Consider the following 25,028-nt stretch of genomic DNA (forward strand, 5'->3'; position numbering starts at 1 on the left):
CCACGAAATATATGCGCGTTGACGCATATATGGCAAGGTCACATCCAGGGGCTCCAGAACCGGGTCAGCTGTCCGCCGGCGCCTGCCAACATCGCGGGCACTCCGGATAGCTCGAAGAACCAGTAGACGATCCCGAAGAACCACTGGTTCAGCACCGGTGCGATGAGCAGCACTACCAGCGCCAATACGCCCCACGGTTTGACCGGTTCCAGCGCGCGCTGCGTTTCGGGACTCAAATGTGGTTCCAGTGCGCCGTAACCGTCCAGGCCCGGAATCGGCAGGAGGTTCAGCAGGACCGCGGTGACCTGCAGGAAGCCGAGGAAGGCCACGCCGGCCCACAGCACCGGGTGCTCGGGGTCGTAGCAGATGCGGGTCACACCCAGCAGCAGCACCGCCAGCAGCAGGTTGGCGGTGGGCCCGGCCAGGCTGACGATGGTGCGCCGCGCGGCCGTCATGAACGAAGTGCGCACGTAAACCGCGGCGCCGGGTAGCCCAATTCCGCCCAACGCGATGAACAGCATTGGTAGGCCCAGCGACAGCCCCGGATGGGCGTAACGGCGCGGATCCAGGGTCAGATAGCCGCGCACGGCGACATCGTGATCACCGAACCGCCAGGCGGTGACGGCATGCCCGAACTCGTGCAGGCACAGCGACACGACCCACCCGGCGATCACCATGACGAACACCCCGGCATAGGCCAGCGGCGCGATGTTGGCCCGGGCCAGCCACGCCAACGCACCGCCCAGCACCGTCAGGCCGACGATCGCCAGGAAGATTGGACTGGGTCGCACCGATTGGTGCACACCGCGAATGCTCACGTCACGACGCTACCGGACCAGTAACCAGCCCTCGGTGTTCCGGTAGAACGTCGAGCGTCGCACCGGGCGGGCGGCCGGAATCCCGTCGCGCATCACCGCCGCGCCGGTGGTGCCCAGCTGTGCCGCTCGTCCGGTCACCCAGCGGCGCCGGCCAACTACCCGGGCGCGCAGGCCGGGCACCGTCGCCGTGGGCTCGATTCGCGCCCCGTCGAAGTGGCCGTCGACGAGCACGGTGTCGTCGACCACGGCTTCGCCGTGCAGCAATCGCGCGTCACCGGACGGGCGCCACTCGGCGGACCCGACAATCACCGACCCGGTCTCGTCCCGGATCAACGGCACCCGCCCGGCGGTGCCGCGTTGCGCCCGGCGGGCAGCTCGCCACCCGACCGGCAGCCGATAGGCCCGGGTGGCGGGGGTGCGGCGGCGCGACACGTACGCCACCTCGACGCTCAGCAGCTCGGCGCGCAGCAGCCGGGTCAGCACGGTGGCCAGGTCGGCATCGGCGCCGACCACGACTAGCCGTCGACAGGTTTTCGCTGCAGCGTCCACGTCGGCCGGGCTGGTGACCCGGCGGGCGGGCAGGCTGCACAGCGGACCCGGGGCACGACGATCGCCGAACAACAACACCGCCACGCTGGCGGCGTTCCCGCCGGTAATCGTGGGTTCTGGGCGAGCTCGGTCGAATTCAGCGATCACCCATTGTCTATTAGTTCCACCTGATCAACGTCATGTGGCCGAGATCGAGGTCGGTTTGTGAGGCGATACGAGTGGGTTTGTTGTCGCCGCCGACGTCGACGACATACAGGCCGCCGGGCGAGTTGGTGTTAATGAACGCGATTTTGGTGCCGTCGGGATTGGCTACGGGCTGGCTCACGTTTTGGATACCTAAGTCGAAAACTTTCGTGGCGTCCTGGTTGCTTTGGTTGATAGCGGGGCAGCCGTTGCCGGTGGTGATGATGGGGTATTTGACGATAGCGAACCCTTGAGAGGAGGAGGAATCGGTGGAGCTGCCGGGCAGCCCGATCGTCGTGGAGACGGTCATCCGGCTGTCGGACCCGAGCCACTGTCCGGGTATTTCCGGGCAGTCAAAATTCAGGGTGCCGTCGGGGTTGCGGAGTGGGTAATTGGCCTGATTTTTGGGGTCCGGGCTGACCTGTTGCGGGTCTGATGTTGATCCGGCCGGCTGCTTGTACAGGTGATAGGTGTTGTCTTGACTTGCCCAGTAGTAGAAGTTCCCTGCTCCGTCGAAGATGGGCCAGCGGGGCACCGCTGGTTGGCTTTGCTGAAAATCGGTAGCGGGCGGTGGCGCGGGGCTGACTGCGGTGAATTTTCCGCTGGTATCGATCCATCCGGCGCGTGATGGCGCGCTTATTGGTGAGCCCCCGCTGTCATCTGACTTACTAGTGGCGAATTTAGTCAGGTCCGGTGACAGTTCCAGAACCTCGGGGTCGCTGCTCGTCGTTCCCGCGCCGCTGAACGTTGAGACAAGACCGTATTTGCCGCTGCCGGGATCAATGTAGCCAAAATTGAGGCCCGAGCCATCATTCGACATCACCAGAAGGCCCGACGTCGGTGCGCCTCCGCCATGGCGCGAACCACGGTGGTGTGGACCGCCAGGCCCCGCCTGGGCGCCCGGTCCGGATTCTTCGCCGAAGAAGTGGCTGTATACCGGGAAGACCACCTTCGAACTCGCCGGTATCGCCACGGCGACGACGGCCACTATGGCGGTGACGACCAAGGCTTTGAGTGCAACGGGTCGTTGCGACCGGAGGATGAAGAACGCGATGATGGCCGCGATCGCGGCGACAATCAGGATTGCTGGCCAAAACGCTCCGAACTGGACGCGGCCGGCCACGAACGCGGCAATGACCAACACCAGCGCAACGCCCGCGAGGATGGCCGCTGTCTTGATCGCGCCGGACGTGACCCGGGACGCAGCGGGCGGCTGCGCCTGCCCGGGTGGGGGCGGCGGCACGTTCGACGAGGGCGGTGGCGGCGGCTCGTTCCGCGGGGGTGGTGGCGGCGGCGTGGACCTGCCGGGCGGCTGCTCCGGCGGGGGAGGCTGCTGCCGCGGCGCGGGCCGTGAAGCCTGCTTTCGCTGACGGTGTGGCGTCCAGTCCTGACCGTCCCAGTAACGCTGCGCGTTCGGGTCGTTGGGGTCGTCGTACCAACCGGGCTGGCGGGATGTTGTCGTCATTGCTCTCTCCCCTGTGGAGGTTGTGCTACGGGGCTGGCAAAGTCTCGAGCAGACGTCTTGGAACTTTCTTGTCGCGGATCGTAACGCCGCCATAGCGGCTGATGGTCCGTTTCGCAGATGCAGTTAGCCGGGCGGTTCAGCGGCCTCCTCGCAAACCCCTGAGATAGTGTGAGACACCGGCTGGAACCACAAGAAACAGGAGAACCATGCCGGCAATCGTCCTGATCGGCGCCCAATGGGGCGACGAGGGCAAAGGCAAAGCCACCGATCTACTCGGTGGGCGCGTGCAGTGGGTGGTGCGCTATCAGGGCGGGAACAACGCCGGGCACACCGTCGTCTTGCCCACAGGCGAGAACTTCGCCCTGCATCTGATCCCGTCGGGTGTGCTAACACCCGGCGTCACTAACGTCATCGGCAACGGCGTAGTCATCGATCCCGGTGTGCTGCTCGACGAACTCGAAGGCCTCGAGGACCGCGGCGTCGACACCTCCCGCCTGCTGATCTCCGCCGACGCGCATCTGCTGATGCCCTACCACGTGGCGATCGACAAGGTGACCGAGCGCTACATGGGCAGCAAGAAGATCGGCACCACCGGTCGCGGCATCGGCCCCTGCTATCAGGACAAGATCGCGCGGATGGGCATCCGGGTCGCCGATGTGCTCGACCCCGAACAATTGGCCCACAAGATCGAGGCCGCGCTAGAACTCAAGAACCAGATCTTGGTCAAGATCTACAACCGAAAGGCACTGGAGCCCGAGCAGGTCGTGCACAACCTGTTGGAGCAGGCCGAAAGTTTCAAGCACCGCATCGCCGATACCCGCCTGCTGCTCAACAATGCGCTGGAGGCCGGTGAAACCGTGCTGCTGGAAGGCTCGCAGGGGACCCTGCTCGACGTCGACCACGGCACCTATCCCTATGTGACGTCGTCGAATCCGACGGCAGGCGGCGCTGCCGTCGGCTCCGGCATCGGCCCGACCCGGATCACCACGGTGCTGGGAATCCTCAAGGCCTACACCACCCGGGTGGGTTCGGGACCGTTCCCCACCGAATTGTTCGACGAAAACGGCGAATACCTGTCCAAGACCGGCGGCGAGTTCGGGGTGACCACCGGCCGGCGCCGGCGCTGTGGCTGGTTCGACGCCGTCGTCGCCCGCTACGCCACCCGGGTCAACGGCATCACCGACTTCTTCTTGACCAAACTCGATGTGCTGTCCAGCCTGGAGACCGTTCCGGTCTGCGTCGGCTACACCGTCGACGGCAAACGCACCCACGAGATGCCGATGACCCAAAGCGATTTGGGTCGCGCCGAACCGGTCTACGAGGATTTGCCGGGCTGGTGGGAAGACATCTCGCACGCCCGGGAGTTCGACGACCTGCCGGCCAAGGCGCGTGACTACGTGCTGCGGTTGGAAGAGCTTGCCGGAGCACATGTTTCGTGCATCGGGGTCGGTCCGGGCCGAGATCAAACCATTGTCCGTCGCGATGTTCTGCAGGTGCGCCGATGACCGATCAACCGGAGTCGGTCGATCCTGATTACGGAAAGCACGGCGGGTTTCCGCGGTACGAGGCCGCCGAACCGGGTCCGGGCTTCGGTCGCTTCGTCACCGCGATGCGGCGCCTGCAAGATCTGGCGGTCTCCACCGATCCCGATGACGACACGTGGGACAGCGCCGCCGAGCGGGCCGAAGAACTGGTCAAGCTCCTCGATCCGTTCCAAGCGCCGGAGGGCGTGGCGCCGGCAGGCCGAGTGCCGTCGATGCCCGGCATGGGCAGTCTGTTGATGCCGCCGTGGAAGATGACGAAGTTCGACTCCGACGGTGTCGAAATGCGCGGGCAGTTCAGCCGCTACTACGTCGGCGGCAACTCGGCCGTGCACGGCGGTGTGCTGCCCCTGATTTTCGATCACGTCTGCGGCATGGTGGTGCACGCGGCTTCCCGGCCGATCAGCCGAACCGCATTTCTGAAAGTCGACTACCGCAAGGTCACTCCGATCGACACCCCGCTGATCGTGCGGGCACGCATCGACTCCGCCGAGGGTCGCAAGGCGTTCATCTCCGGAGAGCTCGTCGACTCCGAGGATGCGGTGCTGGCCGAAGTACACGCGTTGATGGTGCGGTTGCTCCCCGGCCAGCCGTAGGTTGGTCTCGTGCGCGACGTGCTCGCCGATCTGATGTCGATCTGGCACGCCGGCGGCACCGCCGGCGTGGGGACCGTGGTGCGAACCTTCCAATCAGCACCGCGCTCACCGGGTGCGGCGATGGTGGTGGCTCCGGACGGATCGGTGAGCGGATCGATATCGGGCGGCTGTATCGAGGGCGCCGTCTATGAGCTCGCCACTGAAACGGCGCGTAGCGGGACGCCGCGGCTGGAGCGCTATGGCATTAGTGACGACGATGCGTTCGCCGTCGGGCTGACGTGCGGTGGCGTCATCGACGTCTTCATCGAGGCGATATCCCGGGACGCGTTTCCGCAGCTCAGCACGGTAGCCGACGATTTCGACGCGCACCGGCCGGTGGCGATCGCCACCGTGATCGCCCATCCCGAACCCGCGCGGCTGGGCCGACGGCTGGTCGTCCGCCCGGACGCGGTGTCTGGCTCGCTCGGTACGGCGCGCGCCGACGCCGCGGTCACCGATGACGCGCGCGGATTGCTGGCGACCGGGCGTAGCGAGGTCCTGCACTACGGGCCCGACGGCCAACGGCTGGGCGAAGGTATGGACGTGTTCGTGGCCAGCCACGCGCCGCGGCCGCGGATGCTGGTGTTCGGCGCCATCGATTTCGCTGCGGCACTGGCACGGCAGGGTTCGCTGCTGGGCTACCGGGTCACCGTCTGTGACGCCCGCCCGGTGTTCGCGACACCGGCGCGCTTTCCCACCGCCGACGAGGTCGTCGTCGACTGGCCCAACCGCTATTTGACGGTGCAGGCGCAGGCGGGCGCCATCGATCGGCACACGGTGATCTGCGTGCTCACCCACGACCCGAAGTTCGACGTGCCGGTGCTCGAGGTGGCACTGCGCCTGGACGTCGGCTACGTCGGGGCGATGGGATCGCGCCGCACTCACGACGATCGAATGACCCGGCTGCGCGAAGCGGGTCTGACCGACGCCGAGCTGAGCCGACTGGCCAGCCCGATCGGGCTGGATCTCGGGGCACGCACACCCGAAGAGACCGCGGTGTCGATTGCCGCCGACATCATCGCCCGGCGCTGGGGAGGCGGTGGCGGTCGGCTGGTCGATATCGGCGGCCGCATCCACCACGACAGCGGCCGTGCTGCCAACCCCGCGACCAGTTCAGCGCTTACTTTCCCGCTCTATCCTTGAGCAGCATGCAGGCCGAACCGGTCGAGGACGAGCAGCTCCGCAGCGATGACATCCAACGCACCAGGGTGATGTTGCTGGGCGCGGACGAGTTCGGCCGCGAGCTGGCGGTGGTTTTTCAGCGCCTCGGCGCTGAGGTGATCGCGGTGGACCGACATGCCGACGCGCCCGCGCACCGGGTTGCCGACGATTCGGTGGTGGTCGACCTGACCGACACCGACGAGCTGGCCGCCGTAATTGGTCGGGTGCAACCCAATTTTGTGGTGACCGTCACCGATGTGGTCGCAGCCGACGCGCTGACGGCTGCCGCCGAAACCGATTTCGCGCGGGTATTCCCGACCGCCCGCAGTGCCCGGCTCACCGCTGACCGGGAGGCTCTGCGGCGGCTGGCCGCCGACGAGCTCGGGCTGCCCACTGCGCCGTTCTGGTTCGCCGGATCGCTCGAGGAACTCCGCGCGGTGGCCGACTACGCCGGGTACCCGTTGCAGGTCCAGTCGGTCGCGCGCGTGGACGGTCATGCAGCGACGGTGGTCTCCGCGCCGGATGACCTCGATGCGGCCTGGCAGCGTGCGGTGTCGGCCGGTGGCCCGCGCACACCCAACCGGGTGTTGGCCGAAACCGTCGTCGAAATCGACTTCCGGGCCACCCTGCTGACCGTGCGCAGCGAGGGACCGACCGGTCCGGCGGTGGAGTTCTGCGCTCCGATCGGGCACGGCGAAACCACCGGCGATGTGGTGGAGTCGTGGCAGCCGCAGAATCTGACGCCGGCCGCGCTGGACGCCGCTAAGTCGATCGCCGCGCGCATCGTCAAGGCACTTGGCGGACGGGGCGTTTTCGGGGTCGAGTTGATGGTCCGCGGCGACGAGGTGTACTTCTGCGATGTCAGCGCGTCGCCGTACGAGAGCGGGCTGGTGACGCTGCGCACGCAACGGCTGTCGGAGTTCGAGTTACAGGCCAGGTCGATCCTCGGCCTGCGCACCGACACGATCATGATTTCGCCGGGCGCCGCACACGTCGTGTACTCCGAGGCGGTCGAACAGGCGGCAACCATCGGCAGCGCCCTGCGTGAAGCGCTGGCCGTGCCGGAAAGCGATGTGCGAGTCTTCGGCGATGAGGCCGAGGACCGCCGTCGGCTTGGGGTGGCCGTCGTCACTGCAGACGACGTGGCGACCGCGCGTGACCGTGCCCGACAGGCGTCGGCCGCCCTGCGCAAGCATTGGGGGCTCGTGAGAGACTCCTCCGAGTGAGTTACGCAGGAGATATCACGCCGCAGCAGGCCTGGCAGCTGCTCAGCGAGAATCCCGAAGCGGTGTTGGTCGACGTACGCACCGACGCCGAATGGCGCTTCGTCGGCATGGCCGACCTGTCCAGTCTCGGCCGCGACATCGTGTACATCGAGTGGAACAGCGCGGATGGCACCCGCAACGAGAATTTCGTCGCCGACCTGCTCAACCGGGTCCCGGCGCGAGACGATCGACCGGTGGTGTTCTTGTGCCGCTCGGGCAACCGCTCCATCGGCGCCGCGGAGGCCGCCACCGAGGCCGGCATCGCGCCGTCCTACAACGTGCTGGACGGGTTCGAAGGACATCTCGACGAGGCGGGCCACCGCGGCGTGACCGGCTGGCGGGCAATCGGCTTGCCGTGGAAACAGTCATGACTTCCGCAGACGACCAACGCTCGATCCGCATCCCACGCCCGCTGCCCGAGGGTGTGGGTCCGGCCACCATCGGGGTGCGTGGCGGGGTGTTGCGGTCGCAGTTCCACGAGACCGCCGAGGCGATGTATCTGTCGTCCGGCTATGTCTACGAGTCCGCGGCCGCATGCGAGCAGGCGTTCACCGGGGAGGTGGACCGTTATGTGTACTCCCGCTACGGCAACCCGACCATCACTATGTTCGAGGAGCGGCTGCGGCTGATCGAGGGGGCGCCGGCGGCGTTCGCCACCGCCAGCGGCATGGCGGCGGTGTTCACCTCACTGGGCGCACTGCTGGGAGCCGGTGACCGACTGGTCGCATCCCGCAGCTTGTTCGGCTCGTGTTTCGTGGTGTGCAACGAGATCTTGCCGCGCTGGGGTGTGGAGACCGTGTTCGTCGACGGCGACGACCTCGCCCAGTGGGAGCAGGCGCTGTCGGTGCCCACCCAGGCGGTGTTCTTCGAAACACCGTCGAACCCCATGCAGTCGCTGGTCGACATCGCCGCAGTTACCGAAATGTCGCATGCCGCCGGCGCGAAGGTGGTGTTGGACAACGTCTTCGCCACGCCGCTGCTGCAGCAGGGCTTCCCGCTGGGCGTCGATGTCGTGGTGTACTCGGGGACCAAACACCTCGACGGGCAGGGCCGGGTGCTGGGCGGGGCGATCCTCGGCGACCGGGAATACATCGACGGCCCGGTGCAGAAGCTGATGCGGCACACCGGTCCGGCGATCAGCGCGTTCAACGCCTGGGTATTACTGAAAGGTCTTGAGACGCTGGCGGTTCGGGTTGATTACGCCAACTCGTCGGCGCAGCGGGTGGCCGAGTTCCTGGAAAGCCACCCGAGTGTGCGCTGGGTGCGTTACCCCTATCTGTCGTCGCACCCGCAATACGATCTGGCCAAGCGGCAGATGTCCGGGGGCGGCACGGTGATCACGTTCGAGCTCGATGCCCCGGCCGACGTGGTCAAGCAGCGATCCTTCGACCTGTTGGACAATTTGCAGCTCATCGACATCTCCAACAATCTCGGCGACGCGAAATCCCTTGTCACTCATCCGGCGACCACCACGCATCGGGCGATGGGACCCGAAGGCAGGGCCGCGATCGGCCTCGGCGAAGGGGTCATCCGAATCTCGGTGGGGTTAGAAGACACCAACGACCTGATCGCCGACCTCGACCGGGCGCTGAGCTAATTGACAACGACGAGATAACAGTTCCCGCAACAAACTATCGCAACGCGCGGGGCAAATACCGGGGACACCGCCTTGGCCAACATATCGTCAATTTGTGTATCGCCGAACCGTCTTGAAACTGCCGCTGCTGCTGGCAGCGGGCGCGGCGATGGCCCAGGCACCGCACGCCGCTGCCGACCCACCACGCGCCTCTGGCGAGTCGAGTCGGTGGTCGGTTGACCGTGCCAACCGGTGGTATCAAGCCCAGGGTTGGCCCGTCGGCGCCAACTACAGCACCTCGACCGCCATCAATCAGCTCGAGATGTTTCAGCCCGGCACCTACGATCCACGGCGCATCGACACCGAACTGGGCTGGGCGCGTTTTCACGGACTCAACAGTGTGCGGGTTTTCCTACACGATCAGCTCTGGGCTCAGGATTCCCGGGGCTTCCAAATGCGCTTGGCGCAGTTCGTCAACATTGCTGCGCGTCACCGCATCAAACCGCTCTTCGTTTTCTTTGACTCGTGTTGGGATCCGTTCCCCAGGCTGGGCCGGCAGCACGCACCGAAACCCGGAGTGCACAACTCTGGTTGGGTGCAGAGCCCGGGTGCTGAACGTCTCGATGACCGCGGCTATCAGCGCGTTTTGCAGTCCTATGTCACCGCGGTGATCAGCCAGTTCCGCAATGACGATCGGGTTCTGGGTTGGGACCTGTGGAATGAGCCCGACAATCCCGCGAATCAGTATCGCAGTGTCGAGCGTAGCGACAAGCTGGAGCTGGTCGCCGAGCTGCTTCCCCAGGTTTTCGGTTGGGCACGCTCAGTCGAGCCCAGCCAGCCACTGACCAGCGGTGTGTGGGACGGCGAATGGGGAGATCCCGCACGCCGCAGCACGATCAGCAGTATTCAGCTGGACAACTCCGACGTGATCACGTTCCACTCCTATGGCAAACCGGCGACCTTCGCCAACCGGATCGGCGAGCTTGCGCCGCTGGGGCGGCCGATGCTGTGTACCGAATACATGGCTCGGACCCAGGGCAGCACGGTTGAGGGAATCTTGCCAATTGCCAAGCAGCACAACGTTGGCGCATTCAACTGGGGTTTGGTCGCCGGCAGGACCCAGACCTACTTCCCGTGGGACTCGTGGAACCACCCCTACACGTCAATCCCGAAAGTGTGGTTCCACGACCTGCTACGACCCGACGGGCAGCCCTTCCAGGGCAGCGAAATTCAAGCAATTCGGGCGCTGAGCAGCGGTCCGGTGTCTTAACTCGCCGCCTCTTGTTCGGCGTGCTCGGCCTGCTCGACCGCCGCCAACGCGCCCGCCTGCTGCTCACGCACCCTGCTCATCGCCAGCCTGGCGTAAATCATCTGGCTGGTGATGGCCATCTGCCCGCGACCGCGGCCCAGGAACGAGACGCCCCAGGCAACCACGGCGGTGAACCGATTCTTGTGTCCCACAAGGTAATACAGGTGCAGCACCAGCCACGCCAGCCACGCCAGAAAGCCGCCGAACTCCAACTTGCCGACCTGCGCGACGGCGCTGTACCGCGACACTGTCGCCATGCTGCCCTTGTCGAAGTACTTGAACGGCACGCGCTGCGCGGGGTTGTCATGGCCTTTCAGTGCGCGCTTGATGCACTTGGTCGCGTACGTCGCACCCTGAATTGCGCCCTGCGCCTGCCCGGGCACATCCGGCACCGACATCAGATCGCCGACCACGAACACGTACGGATGCCCTTCGACGGTCAGGTCGGGTTCGACGACCACACGTCCGGCGCGGTCCACCTCGGTCCCGCCGGACTGCTCGGCGAGCATCTTGCCCAGCGGGCTGGCCTGCACGCCGGCCGCCCATACCTTGCAGGCGCATTCGATGCGTCGCTCGGTGCCGTCCTTGTCCTTGACCCCGATGCCCTGGTAGTCGACGGCGGTGACCATCGCGTCGAGTTGGATCTCCACGCCCATTTTCTCCAGCCGGCGCTGCGCCTTGAGCCCGAGCTTCTCACCCATCGGCGGCAACACCGCGGGTGCAGCGTCGAGCAGGATCACCCGGCAATCAGTCGGCTCGATGGTGCGAAACGCCCCGGCCAGCGTGCGATCGGCGAGCTCGGCGATCTGCCCGGCGAGCTCGACGCCCGTCGGCCCCGCCCCGACCACCACGAATGTCAGACGGCGTTGCCGCTCGGCGTGGTCGGTAGTGACCTCGGCGGCCTCGAACGCGCCAAGAATCCGGCCGCGCAGTTCCAGCGCGTCGTCGATCGTCTTCATGCCCGGCGCATAGGTGGCGAATTGGTCGTTGCCGAAATACGACTGCTGCGCACCGGCGGCGACGATGAGGCTGTCGAAGGGCGTCACCGTCTGCATGTCGATCAGCTTCGACGTCACGGTGCGTGCGGACAGGTCGATCGCTTCGACATCCCCGAGCAGCACCCGGGCGTTGCGCTGCTTGCGCAGGATCAGCCTGGTGGCCGGAGCAATCTCGCCTTCCGACAAGATCCCCGTCGCCACCTGATAGAGCAGCGGCTGAAACAGGTGACTGGTGGTCTTGGAGACGAGCGTGACGTCGACATCCGCTCGCTTCAAAGCCTTGACCGCGGTCAGGCCGCCAAAACCCGACCCGATGATGACGACACGGTGACGCGGGGATGCAGGCGGGCTCACCTCATCGAGGCTAAACCGACGCCTCCGGTCAGGCCAGTGCTCAGTCCTTGTGCTCGACGACGCCGGTCGCGTGCTGTGCCCGGTCCTCGTAGGCCGCGCGCGCAGTGGTGTCGAAGTTGAGGAACACCGTGTCGGTGCCCATCTTCTTGCCCAGCCAACGCCGGCCCCGAGACGGCAGCAACATCGTGATGATGCCGATGAAGCGGGACGAGCCGGGCACCGACACTTGCGCTTTCGGCTTGTCGAGCACCTTGACGATTGCGGCGGCGACGTCTTCGGGCTGCACCGGCTTGGTCGCGGCGGTGGTAGCGGTGCCGGAGATCAATTCGGTATTGGTGAAGGTCGGCAATACCGCGCTGACGTTGACGCCCTGCGGGGCGAATTCATCGGCCATCGCGCTGGAGAGCCCGACCACAGCGAACTTCGTGCCGGCATAGACCACCTGGCCCGGGACCGCCACCATGCCGGCCATCGATGCGATGTTGACGATGTGGCCGCTGCGGCGCTTGACCATTTCCGGTAGCACCAGTTGGCAGCCGGTGATCACGCCATAGAAGTTGACCTCGATCGAGGAGCGGATCGCCTCGGCGGACTGCCGCAAAAACGGGCCCACCGGCATCACACCGGCGTTGTTGATCAGCACATCGATGTGCCCGCCGCCGTCGGCGCTGGCCTTATCGAGAAAGGCCGCGAACGACTCTCGCTCGGTGACGTCGAGGGGATGGCCCGACACCGCACCCAGACTGCTCAACCCCGCGACGGCTTTTTCCAGCACGTCGACGTCGCGGTCGCCGATGACCACCCGCGCACCGCGGGCCAGCAGCGCCTTGGCGGTGGCGTGCCCGATGCCCCGGGCAGCGCCGGTGATCACGACGGTCTTACCCCTGATGTTGTCCATGGCCAGCGACTTTACAGGTGTCAAGTTCGGCGTGGAACCCGGCTATCCCGACTGCTTTACCGTATTGCGGCCCTACTGTTTCAGCGTCATACTGTCACGATGCCTTTCCGCGGATACGTAGGAGTACAGGCGCGCGGCGTGGTGGCACTGCCGGCCGAGGTGCGGCGCCGGCTGCACTTGGACGAACCAGGTGCACAGGTCGAGATCACCGAGCGCGACGACGGGGTGCTCGAACTGCGACCGTCGTTGCCGGTGCCGGCGGATCAGCGTTGGTTTTGGACCGAACGCTGGCAGCAGCGTGAGACCGAAGTGGACCAGCACGTGGCCGCTGGGCGGCTCACCGTGCACGACGACGGGGATGCATTACTAGAGCACTTGGATGCGTTGGATTCCGAAGAGCGGTGAAGTTCGAAACCACCCCGGCATTCGATGCGGACTACCGCCGACTCAAAGTTGAACATCGAGATACGTTTCGGCGGGCGCTCAAGAACAAGTTCATCCCGGCCCGTGACGCTCTGGCGGCCGATCCATCCGCGGCCTGGCCGCGGTCGCTTCGTATCAAGTCCGTACAGGGCGCACCAGGCGTATTAGAAATGACGTGGTCGTTCGCCAGCCCGGATGGCCGCGCCACGTTCGAACTGATCACCGTCGGCAATGAACTGAGATGCCGGTGGCGCCGTATCGGCGACCACGCTGTATTCCGGACTTCTTGACGACAGAGAGCCACGGCTATCCGTTGAGATTGCTCCCAGGGTCGCGAGATTTTGGCGGAGACAGCCCTGAACGCAATCTCAACGGTGATCACTCCGGTTCGCCGTACTCGTCGAACCAGTACGCGAGTTTGCCGCGGCGACTGACCGCCCGCAGCCGCCGTTCGGCGGCCGCACGCGTCTTGGCGGTGGTGACGATGAGCAGCTCATCACCGGCCTCGATGCGAGTGTCCGGCTGGGGCACGAACGTGCTGCCGTCGCGGATGATCAGGGTGATGGCGCTGGGTTCGGGTAGCCGCAGCTCCAGGAGCGAGACGTTGTGCAACCGCGACGCCTTGGACACCGTCATCGTCAGCAGCTCAGCCTCCAGCACGTCCAGCGGCGCCGCTTCCACCTGGATTTCCCGGGTGGCCTCGCGGGAGATCAGCCTCATCCAGTGCGCGATCCAGCCCAAGCTGGGGCCCTGCACCAGGGTGAACACCACCACCAGGACGAAGACGATATTGAGCAGTCGGTAGCTGTCCTGAACACCTTCGACGATCGGAAAAGTCGCCAACACGATCGGGACCGCGCCGCGTAGCCCGGCCCACGAGAGAAACACCTGCTCGCGCAACGGCACCCGGAACCAAACAAGCGAGGCGATGACCGACAGCGGTCGGCCAAGCAGCAGCAGGACGGCTCCGATGACGATCGCCGGCACCAAATCACCGGCCAGCTGGCCCGGACTCACCAGCAGGCCCAGAAGGACGAACAGACCGATCTGGGCGAGCCAGCCCAGCCCTTGGGCAAAGGACCGGGTGGCCGAGCGATGCGGTAACCCGGAGTTGGCCAGCACAACTCCGGACAAGTAGGCGGCCAGGAACCCGCTGGCGTGCACGCTGCCCGCCGCTGCAAAGGCCACCATGCCCAGCCCGAACGTCGCGAGTGGGTAGAGGCCCGAGGCCGGCAGGGCCGCGCGCCGCAGCGCGACGGCGCCGACCAGCCCGCACGCCAATCCGATTGCCGCGCCGGCAATCAACTCGTACACCACCCCGGCGATGGCGGGCCCGGGCGAAAAAGTCAGCGGCGTGGCGCTGAGCATCAGGACGAGAATCGCCGCTGGTGCATCGTTGAATCCGGACTCGGCCTCCAGCAGCCCCGCAACGCGCCTCGGCAGTGGCAGGACGCGCAGGATAGAAAAGACCGCGGCCGCGTCCGTGGGGGAAACGATGGCACCCAGCAGCAGCGCAAGTTGCCAGTTGATACCGAGCAACAGATGTGCGCCGGCAGCGGTGACCACCATGCTGACGAAAACACCCAGAGTGGCCAGGACACCGGCGGGTGCCAGCAGTTTGCGGATATCGGCGAACCGCGTGGTCAAGCCGCCTTCGATCAGGATGACGGCCAGCGCCGCGGTGCCGAGGTCACTGGCGAGCTGAACGTCGCTGAAGTCCAGCCCGAGCCCGTCGTTGCCGAGCGCGACGCCGACCGCGAGGAACAGCAACAGGCTGGGCAAACCCACCCGGGCCGCGAACCGGGTAGCGACGATGCTGGCCAGCAGCACAACGCCGCCGATCAGCAGCGCCACGTACAGCTGCTGCAGGGTCATTTCATCCTCGTCGGGCCTGCGCACGTGCGACGGAACATCCCGCTACTGCGTGCAGCAAAGGTCACCGGAGTTGCGTTCAGGCCGGTAAATCAGTACCAACGCTAGTGAATGCCGTGGTACCGGCGAAGTACCACCCCGGGCAACGGCGGTGAGGAGACCAAAGGTGCGGATCGGGATCGCGGGCGCAGGCGCTGTCGGTCGGTCCGTTGCGCGGGAACTGCTCGACGACGGGCACAAAGTCTTGCTGATCGAGCGCGACCCCCGGCACTACGAGCCGCGTGCCGTTCCCGATGCGGAGTGGTTGCTTGCCGACGCGTGTGAGCTGACCTCGCTCGAAGAGTCCGGCATCGAGATGTGCGATGTGGTCATCACCGCCACCGGCGATGACAAGGTGAACCTCGCCGCGGCTCTGTTGGCCAAGACCGAGTTCGGCGTGGCCAAAGTGGTGGCGAGAATCAACGAGTCACGCAACGAGTGGCTGTTCACCGACGCCTGGGGCGTCGACGTGGCGGTCTCCACCCCGACGGCCATGGTGGCCGGAGTCGAGGGCGCCATCGATGTCGGCCACCTGGTGCGATTGATGGGGCTTCGGCGAGGCCAGGCCAACCTGGAAAAGCTGACGCTCCCCGCGGACAACCCACTCGTCGGACAACGGGTCCGTGACTTGGCGCTACCCGAGAACACCGCGCTGATCACCGTGCTGCGCGGCGACGAGATCATCCTTCCGCAACCGGACGACGTGCTGGAGGCCGGCGACGAGATGTTGTTCGTCGCCGGCAGCGCCGTCGAGAATCAGATCCGGGCTGTCATTCACGGCCTCGACACCGCAACGAGTTGAGCACGTGCTGCGTCTGTAGGCGGATGTAATCGTCGAGGCTGTAGTTGGGCCCGAAATGCCAATGTTTCAAGGCCCATCCGTGCGCGAGCAGCATGATGTCGAAGACCAGCAGATCCACGTCGGCGTCGCGGAACGTGCCGTCGGCGATACCCGCTTCGATCGCCGTACGCAGCGGTGCGGCGGTGGCGATCTCCAGTTCTTTGATCTGGGCACGCCCGGCCGCGTCGAGGGTGCGGCTCTCCCGGTAGGTCAGCACCACCGCATCCAGGTTGTCCTCGACGATCTCGATGTAGCGCCGGATCCCGGCGGCCAGCTGCTCGGCGGGATCCGCACCGGCCGCCTCCATGACCGGGGCCAACTGGTCGCGAAAGGCGTCTTGGATCCGCACGATCGTCGCGAGCAGCAGATCCTCCTTGCCGCCGAAGTACTTGTAGATCAGCCCCACGCTGACGCTGGCCTCGGCCGCCAGATCCTGCATGGACATTTGGTGAAAGCCCTTCTGGCCCATCACTGTAACCGCGGCGTCGAGCAACTGACGGCGCCGCGTGCTGGCGCGTACGGCCCGCACGGCCTCCTCGACTGGCAGGTCGCCGTAGTCGAGTACCATCAGAAGCCCAGATCCTTGGCGATGATCGTCTTCATGATCTCGGTGGTGCCGCCGTAGATGGTCTGGATACGCGCGTCGACGAACGCCCGCGACACCGGATACTCCCGCATATAGCCGTACCCGCCATGCAGTTGCAGGCAGCGGTCGGCCACCCGCACTTGCAGTTCGGTGGTCCACCACTTCAGCCGGGCCGCGCGCGCGGTGGTGAGCTCACCGGTCAGGTGTTCGGCGATGCAGTCGTCGAGGAAGGTTCGGGCGACGTCGAGTTCGGTGGCCAGTTCGGCGAGTACGAACTGGGTGTTCTGAAAGTCGGCGATCGGCGAGCCGAACGCCTGTCGCTGCCGGACATACTCCAGAGTCTCGGCCAGCACCCCTTCGGCGGCGGCCACGGCACCAACTCCAAGCGAAAGTCGTTCTTGGGGAAGGTTGCTCATCAACTGGTAGAAGCCCTTGCCCTCTTCCTCGAGCAGGTTGTCGACGGGAACCCGCATGTCGGTGAAGATCAACTCGCTGGTGTCCTGGGCGTGCAGGCCGATCTTCTCCAGGTTGCGGCCGCGGCTGAAGCCCGGTGTGTCCGGCTCGACCACCAGCAGCGACAGGCCCTTGTGCTTTTCGGGTGAGGTGCGCACCGCGATGACGAACAGGTCGCCGTTCTGCCCGTTGGAGATAAAGGTTTTCGCGCCGTTGACGATGTAGTGGTCACCGTCGCGGACCGCTGTCGTGCGGATGCCGGCCAAATCGCTGCCGGTGCCGGGCTCGGTCATCGCGATGCCGAGCACGGTCTCGCCAGTCACTACTCCGGGCAGCCAGCGTTGCTTCTGTTCGGTGGTGGTCATGGCGGTGAGATAGGGCAGCACGACGTCGTTCTGCAGTGAAAAGGCGATGGCCTCGGCGGCCGCGCCGGCCCGCTGCAGTTCTTCGATAACGATTGCGTGGTAGCGAAAGTCGTGGACGCCGGGGCCGCCGAGGCCTTCAGGCACCGGAAAGCCCAGCAGCCCAAGCTTGCCGGCTTCGGTGAACAGCGACCGGTCCCAACACCCGGCCCGTTCCCAGTTCTCGTGAGCCGGCAGCACGGTCTGTTGCACGAAGCCAAGCACCAGCTCCCGGAACTGGTGGTGTTCGGCGGTGTAGCTCAGCGCGCTCATCGGAAGGCGTCCAGGCCGGTGAAGGCCTGCCCGAGTATCAGTTGGTGCATCTCCGGGGTGCCCTCGTATGTCAGCACCGATTCCAGGTTGACCATGTGCCGGATCACTGGGTATTCCAAGGATATTCCGTTGCCGCCCAGGATGGTTCGCGCGGTACGGCAGATCTCGATCGCTTCCCGGGTGTTGTTGAGCTTGCCGAAGCTGACCTGCTCCGGCCGCAGTCCGACGCTGTCTTTGAGTCGGCCTAACTGCAGCGACAGCAGCTGCCCCTTGTGCAGTTCGATCGCCATGTCGACGAGTTTGGCTTGGGTCAACTGGAATCCCGCGATGGGGCGGTCGAATTGGGTGCGCTGGGTGGCGTAGTCGAGCGCGGATTGCCAGGCCGACCGTGCGGCGCCCATCGATCCCCAGATGATGCCGTACCGCGCCTCGGACAGGCAGGCCAGCGGACCTTTGAGCCCAGTCGCGTCGGGCAGCACCGCGTCTTCGGGCAACCGCACGTCGTCGAGCACCAACTCGGAGGTGATCGACGCGCGCAGCGACAACTTGTGGTGAATGGTGTTGGCCGTGAAGCCGGGCGTGTGAGTGGGGATAATGAATCCGCGGATCCCGTCGTCGGTGGCCGCCCACACGATCGCCACGTCGGCCACCGTGCCGTTGGTGATCCACATCTTGCGGCCGTTGAGCACCCAGTCCGAACCATCGCGTCGCGCACGGGTTTTCATTGCTGCGGGATCGGACCCCACATCGGGCTCGGTCAGCCCGAAGCACCCCAGCAGCTCGCCGGCCGCCATGCCCGGTAGCCACTGCTGCTTCTGCTCCTCGGAGCCGTTGTTCCAGATCGCGAACATCGCCAGCGACCCCTGCACCGATACCAGTGAGCGGATCCCGGAGTCGGCGGCTTCGAGCTCGGTGCAGGCCAGCCCATAGTGCACCGCCGATGCGCCGCCGCAGCCATAACCCTTCAGGTGCATGCCCAGCAGGCCCAGTTCGCCGAACTGCTTGGCCAGTTCGCGGGCCACCGGCAAATCGCCCGCTTCGAACCAGTCGGCAACATAGGGGGTGACATTCTCGGCGCAGAAATCACGGACCGTCTGCCGCACCGCAATCTCGTCGCTGGACAACGACGCATCCAGGCCGAGCGGGTCGTAGGGGTCGAAGCTCATCATCCCGCCATCGTAAGTCCGCCGCTGACGCTGATCACCTGACCGGTGATGAACGACGCGGCGTCGGAGGCGAAGAACAGTACTGGCGCCGCGACTTCCTCGGGCCGGGCCAATCGGCGAAACGGGATCGCCTTGACCAGAGCCTCTCTCAGCTTGTCCGGTTGCGCCGCGAATAGCGGGGTGTCGGTCGGGCCGGGGCACACGCAGTTGACCGTGATCTGGTGGCGGGCCATTTCGCGGGCCAGCGACTTGGTCAGCGCGATGACACCGCCCTTGGCGCCGGCGTAGATGGTTTCGCCCGCGCTACCCACCCGTCCGGCGTCGCTGGCCAGGTTGACCACCCGCCCGCCAGCACTGGCCTCGATCATGCCCGGCAGAAACGCGCTGCACATGTGCACTGGGCCGAGGTAGTTGATCGCCACCACCTTTTCAGCGAAATCGGTTGTGGCGTTGAGGAATTGGTCGGTCCGGTCCCAGCCGGCGGCGTTGACCAACACGTCGGGGACGCCGACCTCGGCGTGGGTGCGGTCACGCAGGGTGTCTACTTGTGCGCGGTCGGCGACGTCGACCGGCAGTGCGGTGATCAACTCGGGGTGTGCTTTGGCGGTGGCCTCGGCAGCAGCTTGGTCGAGGTCGGCGGCGACGACCCGGTCGCCCCGGGCGGCGAACCCCAGCGCGATCGCCTTGCCGATACCCGATCCGGCCCCGGTCACCAGTGCGAGTTTGCTCATCTGCGGCTTCTCCTCAGGCCGTGATATAGCGGCCGAACTCGGCGGGACGCTTTTCGGCGAACGCCTGCGCCCCTTCGCGGCCTTCGTCGGTGTGCACAAAGATCTCCAGCGCCGACATCGCCATGTTGCTCAACCCGGCCTGGTGGTCGGTGTCGGCGTTGAACGACTGCTTGAGGAAACGCAAGGCGGTCGGGCTCTTCTCGGCGATCTCCGCCGCCAAAGCCTTGGCCTCGGGTATCAGTTGGTCGGCGGGCACCACGTAGTTCACCAGACCCCACCGTTCGGCGGTGGCGGCGTCGTAGCGGCGGCACAGGAACCAGATTTCGCGGGCCCGCTTCTCGCCAACCACCCGCGCCAGATACGCCGATCCGAAGCCCGCGTCGAACGACCCGACCCGCGGTCCGGCCTGGCCGAACGTCGCGTGCTCTGCGGCGATCGACATGTCGCACAGCACATGCAGCACATGACCGCCGCCGACCGCGACTCCGTTGACCGCGGCGATCACCGGCTTGGGCACGTCGCGAATCAGCTTGTGCAGATAGCCGATTTCGAACATGCCGCTCTCGGTGGGCCCGTAATCGCCGGTCTCCGCGCGCTGCTTGACGTCGCCACCGGTGCAGAACGCCTTGTCGCCCGCACCGGTCAAGATGATCGCCGAGACTCGGGTGTCGGCCCACGCGGCGCGGAACGCCCTGACGAGTTCTTCGACGGTGTTGCCGGTGAAGGCGTTGTAGCGCTGCGGCCGGTTGATCGTGATGATCGCCGCGGCAGCGTCGATCTCGTAGGTGATGTCTGCGTAGGGTGAATTGGCGTTCATTCTGGACGAATCTATATTCATTCTGGGTGGCGGTCAAGCCCGTCGCGGTGTTCCAGTCCAGACGAGGGCGACTGGTCCCCTGCGAGGCTTGGCGTCGTGAGCTCATCAGATCTGCGTGGCTTCTGCCCAATTCGGCGGTCGCACAACGCTCCACAAGACCTAAAGAGTCCGGGAGGGGCGGGCAAGACTTGAGAGACAATTACAAGCATGACCGATACGGTGAAAGTGACGTTAGATCGCAGCAGCGTTGCTATGGGCGATGATGTCGAGTCCCATCGTGTTTTCTGGATCTTCCCTAGCTCGGCTACCGTCGATGACTTCCTGGTTGAAATCTCCACCCGTTATGTGCCCGGAATCGCTGGCCCGGCCGGCTGGACTGTGGACGTGAATACCGATGACCATCTCCGTCGCCTCGACCTCGGATTGATCTACACGCGCGACGACCTCAAACAAGAGGATCACATCTGCAGGTTGGTTTCCGGCAGAACAACATTGGGAGATCTGGCGCGCCGCGCCAAGGTCGCGGATCTTGACGTGTACGCCCGGTATCTGACCTGGGATATGGGACGCCCGCTCACGCTGAGTGAGGTGACGGCCGGACCCACATACACTGGGGCCCAGCCAACCAAATTGGAATCCGAAGCCGCCGCCCAGGCAAAGACCGACTGGGTACTTGTAAACGAGCTGGATCGCCGCGCAGCCGCGGTAACGACAGCGCGGCGTGACTGGATTCGCGCCAATGTCGTCTCAGTGGCCAAGCCACCTCCGCACACCGATACCTTCATCGCCCGCAATTTCCACTTCTTGGCCGACCTGCACTGTCCCGCCAGCATGGACGTTGCCGCACAATTGCTGGGAACCGACGAAGCTAGGTACGAAGACCTTGCAGCGGCAGTCGATATCGAAGAGCGCCCCGCCGTTGTGACTCTGGCGATGGTGCTTGCGGCATTTGAATGGAATACCGCCCGTCGCAGCTCGCAAGCAGGCGGACGTCCCTATTGCAAGCCTTACTTCGAATTTCTTGCCGACTGCGGATATCGGCTCTCACCGATTGAACAATTCCTGGCGGGCCATATCAGCATCGAGCAATTGACGTTCTCGGCGAACGACGCCGCCAGACTCGACCGCATTCGGCAACTGCGAGAGCAGCAATACCAGCTGCGCACAAGGCGCTACTACACGAAATCTTTGAGCGAAGACCAATACCGGGCAGCCATTGAACCCGTCCACGCAGAACTCGCTGCCCTTGGCGAGCTCCCGGGGCCCATGTAGCCACGCGATCATCGCCCCAAAGCGACGAAAATGTACGAGCAGGTGCGATGGTCGGCGACGAGCACGCGGGTGCCCACAGCGGGCGTGACGTTTAGCGTTCGTCAACGTCAGGAATGATCACAACCGGATGTTCGCTCAACGGCTCAATGACAATTCCCGCGTTTTTCATCAACTCGATTGAGCGATTAGTGTCGATCAGGGATTTGATGTCGCCTTCAATGATCATATACGCGGCGCGATTCATTCGCGTATAAAATTCTTTCATCGACTCCTCGCTACGAAAAGCAGGAACGTAGTACACGCCGTCGCGTTCAAGTAAAAAGAGCTTTTGCGTGCCGTCTGTTGTGTCGCCAAAAGGTGTGGAGTAGTAGATTTTAGCGTCACCAGCAGCTGTTTCGGCCTTCTTCTTCCTCTTGAATAGGCCCACGTTATCCTCCCATCATGGCGGCGATAGGTCATCGAAAACCACTTTTGAGCCTGAGACTGACGTCGTCGCCCTACGGCATCGACCCCTGCATCACTCCAGCGGAACTTACCTGGGAGTTCCGCGATCCTTTCCTGGTTTGTAAACCAGAAGATCGTCGTGTTCGCGACGACGACAAGCCTCTGCAAATTCGAACGCTAAGTTTTGGTTTTCCAAAAAACCTTGATATTGTTCGTCGTCAATCCAGTAGAACTCGATGTAATCCACCATTGCGTTCGAAATTGGTATCCCAAGATAATATCGACCCGAATCTGTTTCCTCTCCAAGCCAGTATCTGCCTTCCCTAGAGAAGTAGGTCTTTTGGAAGTTCATTTATTTCCTCCCGGGTCTCGAAGTTTTTTTATGCTCAGGCCGTCAGGTAGGACTTTCGAGCCGTCAATGACAGCCTCCGGCATTCCCTGGGGCAAGAAACCCCCCGGAAGCCAGTATTCGTTCGCGCCGGCTTCATTGCCAGATGGGATCCTCAAGTTATACTGCTGCGGGTCAGAGATATCGACGCGAATTACATTATCTTTTAAATAACCATCCGGCAGTCCAAGCGACTTCTCCAGTGGAGCCGGATCGCCCTTGCTCGCCTCCATAAGAGCATCAATTTCACTCCTCGGAAACACGAAACTTGTTCCGTCGACTTGCCCAATGCCGAAATCTTCGAAAGTGTCCTTTAACATGAAACGAGTCGCGCCGTGATTGAATTGCTCCAGATGGTGCTCAATGTACTCTTGTGACAAATACTCGGACGGGTCAGGGCGCGTTCCCCTTTCCATTGCGAGGATTTCATCGCACTTTTCGTCACTCAACGGGGTTGATGATGTATCGGCGGAACGCGGTCCATCATGGTCGGCAGGTAAGCCATCGTCAGATGCGTGCGAGTCGCCGTGCTCGGATCCGTCTCCGGGGCTGTGACGGTCTGCGCCGTGGCCGCTACCGTCACCGCGGCCACCACCGCCATGGTCACCACCGCCGCCTGGTCCATCCGGTGGTGGCTCGGGTGGATGCGCCCCACCGCGGTACGAGTCAGGGACTGACTCGTGGGCCGGCGACATCGGCGCAGCCTGCGGCGAATGAGTGCCCGCCAGCGTCGGCTGTGCCGGGTGCCCGTCGGTAGCCAGCGGCACTTGCGAAGGGGCGGCTTCTGGCACGTGTCCAGCGGGTGACGGCAGGTGCTCACCCGGCGCGAGCGGTGCAGTCGTCAGGTGTTCACCCGCTGCGCCCGGCACCGACGCCGGGTGGTCAGCGATGGGGACGGGTTCACGCGGGCCGATCGGCGGCTCGGCGCCACCTGCTGCCGGGGCCGGTGCCGCAGTTGGATGTTCAGCCGGAGTTTCGGGCACACGCCCGCCCGGCGATCCGGGAAGGTCCCTTGGGGCCGCGGCGGCGGGTGGAGTGTGGTCGACAAGCGAGGGCGGAATGCCTTTGCTCCCGGTCGCGCCGGACTGTGCGCTGGCCGACAAGTCGCGCTCGATCTTGCCCAAATCGGCAGCGAGCTTGCCGGACTGCTCGGTGATCGGGTTGAGCACACCCGCCGCACCGCGTGCCGCCTCACCAGCACGCGCCCCCGCTCGACCGGCCGCGCCAGCCGCATCAGCCTCCGCCTCAACCCCTCGGGCGGCACCCGCGGCCGCCTCGACGCCCTTCGCGCCCGCACCGACCTCGCCAAGCCCAGGAGCAGCCAGGGTGGCGATGTCGAACAGATTTTCACCAGCCCCCAGGCCCGGCCGGTCGCGGCGCCAATCATCGAGATGGAGCAAACCCTTGGCGAGCTCTTTGTCGGCCTGCGCGGCAGCTTCAGGGTTGGCGATGTGCGCAAGCAAACCCGTTCTGCTCATACCCTTCCAGGTGGCTGCCGCACCTTCGGGGTCATAGGCGAATCGCGCCGGGTTGAGCTGCTCGAGGCTCTGCTCCGCTCCGACCGCGCCCTTGATGAGGCCCTCACCGAGATTGGTATAGGTGTCGAAAGCCGTGGCGAGCGGGTTACCAACGTCCTCACCCAAATAGTGGGTGAACTCCTTGCGCATGTAGGCCTGTAAACCCGTCACCGCGCCGTCGAGTAATCCCATCGCCTGCTGCACCACCTGCCCGCGGGCGGTGGCTTGACGTTTGAGATTATTCAGCACTGCCTTGATATCGTTGGCGATCTTCTTGACTTCTTCCAGGCCATCGCCTTTGAAGAAGGCGACAGCTTCGCCGAACAACCCCTGCGGAGTGCCCAATCGGTGCAGTAGATCCCGGATCGCGTTTTGGGCGGATTCCACGTCGGCGGCGAACTCATCGAGCTGGGTGGCCAACTTCGTGCACTCGCCGGCGATGCCCGAAATAGCCTGGCCCGCCCCCGACAACGCCGACGTGATCAGCGCGCCCTCATCGATTTGCTGACCGGCAATGGTCGCCGACGGGCCGCTCAACTGCCCGGCCGCGCCGGAGATCGCCGACCCCAACGCCCGCCACGCCCCCGCTGCCGACCGCAACTCCGCCGGATTCCCGCTCGGCCACACATCGCCGACGAACGTCTCCACCACCGACCACAGCCCCGGCGCGGCTACCCCGGACCCGAACGGTGACGGCACCCGCGGCGCATCAAAGTGCCCCGGCTCACCTGGCGGCGACAACGCCTCCCCGCCGCCGATTGTCGATGCCGCCTCCGCGCGCGAATAATTCGTCGCCGTCATTTGGATGCCAAAACCCAACTGCCGGCACGCATTGACCCCGGCGTCCACTGCGTTCAGCACGCCTTGGGCGGCTTGCTCGTAGGCCTGACCGAACATGCGCCCCGCCGTGTCTTCTCCGGCCATGTCCCCACAACCGGACAGCGCCGAGCCCAGCGTGCCCACCGCCGTCGCCAACTCATCGCCGACACCGCCGACAGCGCCACCAGCTCCCGCCAACACATGCGGGTCAACCGTTAACGGCGCCACCCCAGG

General features: G+C 65.0%; 24 protein-coding genes and 1 pseudogene. 11 read left to right on the forward strand and 14 right to left on the reverse strand.

Going from position 1 to position 25,028, the window contains the following annotated elements; translation table 11 throughout:
- Positions 1–38 precede the first annotated feature (38 nt).
- The 4 genes and pseudogenes from AC5Y42_RS00795 to AC5Y42_RS00810 all read right to left on the reverse strand — a co-directional run.
- A complete protein-coding gene (locus AC5Y42_RS00795) occupies positions 39–818 on the reverse strand; it encodes a site-2 protease family protein (protein WP_499895026.1) in 780 nt (259 codons plus the stop codon).
- 9 nt (positions 819–827) lie between these two features.
- Entirely contained in the window at positions 828–1,511 is a 684-nt protein-coding gene (locus AC5Y42_RS00800) for a peptidase M50 (protein ID WP_499895805.1), read from the reverse strand.
- A gap of 13 nt (positions 1,512–1,524) precedes the next feature.
- The gene (locus AC5Y42_RS00805) at positions 1,525–2,694 is read right to left on the reverse strand and encodes a hypothetical protein (protein ID WP_499895866.1); all 1,170 of its coding nucleotides are present in this window, start codon (positions 2,692–2,694) and stop codon (positions 1,525–1,527) included.
- 213 nt (positions 2,695–2,907) lie between these two features.
- Positions 2,908–3,108: pseudogene (locus tag AC5Y42_RS00810) on the reverse strand (DUF2510 domain-containing protein); the annotation flags it as partial.
- 113 nt (positions 3,109–3,221) lie between these two features.
- On the opposite strand from AC5Y42_RS00810, the gene AC5Y42_RS00815 reads away from it, so the two are divergent.
- From AC5Y42_RS00815 to AC5Y42_RS00845, 7 genes are all read left to right on the forward strand, one after another.
- Entirely contained in the window at positions 3,222–4,520 is a 1,299-nt protein-coding gene (locus AC5Y42_RS00815) for an adenylosuccinate synthase (RefSeq protein WP_499895027.1), read from the forward strand.
- A complete protein-coding gene (locus tag AC5Y42_RS00820; protein ID WP_499895029.1) occupies positions 4,517–5,152 on the forward strand; it encodes a PaaI family thioesterase in 636 nt (211 codons plus the stop codon). Before AC5Y42_RS00815 ends, AC5Y42_RS00820 begins: the two co-directional genes overlap by 4 nt.
- A 9-nt stretch (positions 5,153–5,161) precedes the next feature.
- Entirely contained in the window at positions 5,162–6,334 is a 1,173-nt protein-coding gene (locus AC5Y42_RS00825; protein ID WP_499895031.1) for an XdhC family protein, read from the forward strand.
- Positions 6,335–6,339: 5 nt separating this feature from the next.
- On the forward strand, positions 6,340–7,578 hold the full coding sequence (gene purT, locus AC5Y42_RS00830) for a formate-dependent phosphoribosylglycinamide formyltransferase (RefSeq protein WP_499895033.1): 1,239 nt from the start codon (positions 6,340–6,342) through the stop codon (positions 7,576–7,578).
- A complete protein-coding gene (locus AC5Y42_RS00835; protein ID WP_499895034.1) occupies positions 7,575–7,988 on the forward strand; it encodes a rhodanese-like domain-containing protein in 414 nt (137 codons plus the stop codon). The genes purT and AC5Y42_RS00835 overlap by 4 nt, the downstream gene beginning before the upstream one ends.
- Positions 7,985–9,214, forward strand: a complete 1,230-nt coding sequence (locus AC5Y42_RS00840) for an O-succinylhomoserine sulfhydrylase (RefSeq protein WP_499895036.1) — start codon at positions 7,985–7,987, stop codon at positions 9,212–9,214. Before AC5Y42_RS00835 ends, AC5Y42_RS00840 begins: the two co-directional genes overlap by 4 nt.
- A 94-nt stretch (positions 9,215–9,308) precedes the next feature.
- Complete coding sequence (locus AC5Y42_RS00845; protein ID WP_499895038.1) at positions 9,309–10,463, forward strand: glycoside hydrolase 5 family protein; 1,155 nt, start codon at positions 9,309–9,311, stop codon at positions 10,461–10,463.
- On the opposite strand, the gene AC5Y42_RS00850 is transcribed toward AC5Y42_RS00845, so the two are convergent.
- Entirely contained in the window at positions 10,460–11,854 is a 1,395-nt protein-coding gene (locus AC5Y42_RS00850; RefSeq protein ID WP_499895039.1) for an NAD(P)/FAD-dependent oxidoreductase, read from the reverse strand. The two genes, AC5Y42_RS00845 and AC5Y42_RS00850, sit on opposite strands and share 4 nt — an antisense overlap.
- A gap of 40 nt (positions 11,855–11,894) precedes the next feature.
- A complete protein-coding gene (locus AC5Y42_RS00855; protein ID WP_499895041.1) occupies positions 11,895–12,752 on the reverse strand; it encodes an SDR family oxidoreductase in 858 nt (285 codons plus the stop codon).
- 99 nt (positions 12,753–12,851) lie between these two features.
- Here AC5Y42_RS00855 and AC5Y42_RS00860 point away from each other — a divergent pair, with 99 nt between their 5' ends.
- Positions 12,852–13,157, forward strand: a complete 306-nt coding sequence (locus AC5Y42_RS00860; RefSeq protein WP_499895042.1) for an AbrB/MazE/SpoVT family DNA-binding domain-containing protein — start codon at positions 12,852–12,854, stop codon at positions 13,155–13,157.
- The gene (locus AC5Y42_RS00865) at positions 13,154–13,465 is read left to right on the forward strand and encodes a hypothetical protein (RefSeq protein WP_499895044.1); all 312 of its coding nucleotides are present in this window, start codon (positions 13,154–13,156) and stop codon (positions 13,463–13,465) included. Before AC5Y42_RS00860 ends, AC5Y42_RS00865 begins: the two co-directional genes overlap by 4 nt.
- A gap of 88 nt (positions 13,466–13,553) precedes the next feature.
- Here AC5Y42_RS00865 and AC5Y42_RS00870 read toward each other — a convergent pair whose 3' ends face one another.
- Positions 13,554–15,050 carry a potassium/proton antiporter gene (locus AC5Y42_RS00870; RefSeq protein WP_499895047.1) on the reverse strand — a complete coding sequence of 499 codons (1,497 nt, stop codon included), beginning with the start codon at positions 15,048–15,050 and terminating at the stop codon, positions 13,554–13,556.
- 163 nt (positions 15,051–15,213) lie between these two features.
- On the opposite strand from AC5Y42_RS00870, the gene AC5Y42_RS00875 reads away from it, so the two are divergent.
- Positions 15,214–15,888, forward strand: coding sequence for a potassium channel family protein (locus AC5Y42_RS00875; protein WP_499895049.1), 675 nt, complete (start codon positions 15,214–15,216; stop codon positions 15,886–15,888).
- Here AC5Y42_RS00875 and AC5Y42_RS00880 read toward each other — a convergent pair.
- The 5 genes from AC5Y42_RS00880 to AC5Y42_RS00900 are packed head-to-tail and all read right to left on the reverse strand — an operon-like array spanning position 15,857 to position 20,354.
- Entirely contained in the window at positions 15,857–16,495 is a 639-nt protein-coding gene (locus AC5Y42_RS00880) for a TetR/AcrR family transcriptional regulator (RefSeq protein ID WP_499895051.1), read from the reverse strand. The genes AC5Y42_RS00875 and AC5Y42_RS00880 overlap by 32 nt on opposite strands.
- Positions 16,495–17,640, reverse strand: a complete 1,146-nt coding sequence (locus AC5Y42_RS00885) for an acyl-CoA dehydrogenase family protein (protein WP_499895053.1) — start codon at positions 17,638–17,640, stop codon at positions 16,495–16,497. The genes AC5Y42_RS00880 and AC5Y42_RS00885 overlap by 1 nt, the downstream gene beginning before the upstream one ends.
- Complete coding sequence (locus tag AC5Y42_RS00890; RefSeq protein WP_499895056.1) at positions 17,637–18,809, reverse strand: acyl-CoA dehydrogenase; 1,173 nt, start codon at positions 18,807–18,809, stop codon at positions 17,637–17,639. Before AC5Y42_RS00890 ends, AC5Y42_RS00885 begins: the two co-directional genes overlap by 4 nt.
- Positions 18,806–19,537 (reverse strand): SDR family NAD(P)-dependent oxidoreductase, encoded by a 732-nt coding sequence (locus AC5Y42_RS00895; protein WP_499895058.1) that lies wholly within the window; start codon positions 19,535–19,537, stop codon positions 18,806–18,808. Before AC5Y42_RS00895 ends, AC5Y42_RS00890 begins: the two co-directional genes overlap by 4 nt.
- Before the next feature lie 13 nt (positions 19,538–19,550).
- Entirely contained in the window at positions 19,551–20,354 is an 804-nt protein-coding gene (locus AC5Y42_RS00900; RefSeq protein ID WP_499895060.1) for an enoyl-CoA hydratase-related protein, read from the reverse strand.
- A gap of 207 nt (positions 20,355–20,561) precedes the next feature.
- Between AC5Y42_RS00900 and AC5Y42_RS00905 the strand changes: the two genes are divergently transcribed.
- Complete coding sequence (locus AC5Y42_RS00905; protein WP_499895062.1) at positions 20,562–21,626, forward strand: hypothetical protein; 1,065 nt, start codon at positions 20,562–20,564, stop codon at positions 21,624–21,626.
- 91 nt (positions 21,627–21,717) lie between these two features.
- Here the strand turns inward: AC5Y42_RS00905 and AC5Y42_RS00910 are convergent, their stop codons facing one another.
- Together AC5Y42_RS00910 and AC5Y42_RS00915 are read right to left on the reverse strand one after the other, a co-directional pair.
- Positions 21,718–22,053 carry a hypothetical protein gene (locus AC5Y42_RS00910; RefSeq protein ID WP_499895064.1) on the reverse strand — a complete coding sequence of 112 codons (336 nt, stop codon included), beginning with the start codon at positions 22,051–22,053 and terminating at the stop codon, positions 21,718–21,720.
- A gap of 365 nt (positions 22,054–22,418) precedes the next feature.
- Positions 22,419–25,022, reverse strand: a complete 2,604-nt coding sequence (locus AC5Y42_RS00915) for a WXG100-like domain-containing protein (protein WP_499895066.1) — start codon at positions 25,020–25,022, stop codon at positions 22,419–22,421.
- Positions 25,023–25,028 lie beyond the last annotated feature (6 nt).

It is taken from the genome of Mycobacterium sp. NGS48 (assembly GCF_059812585.1).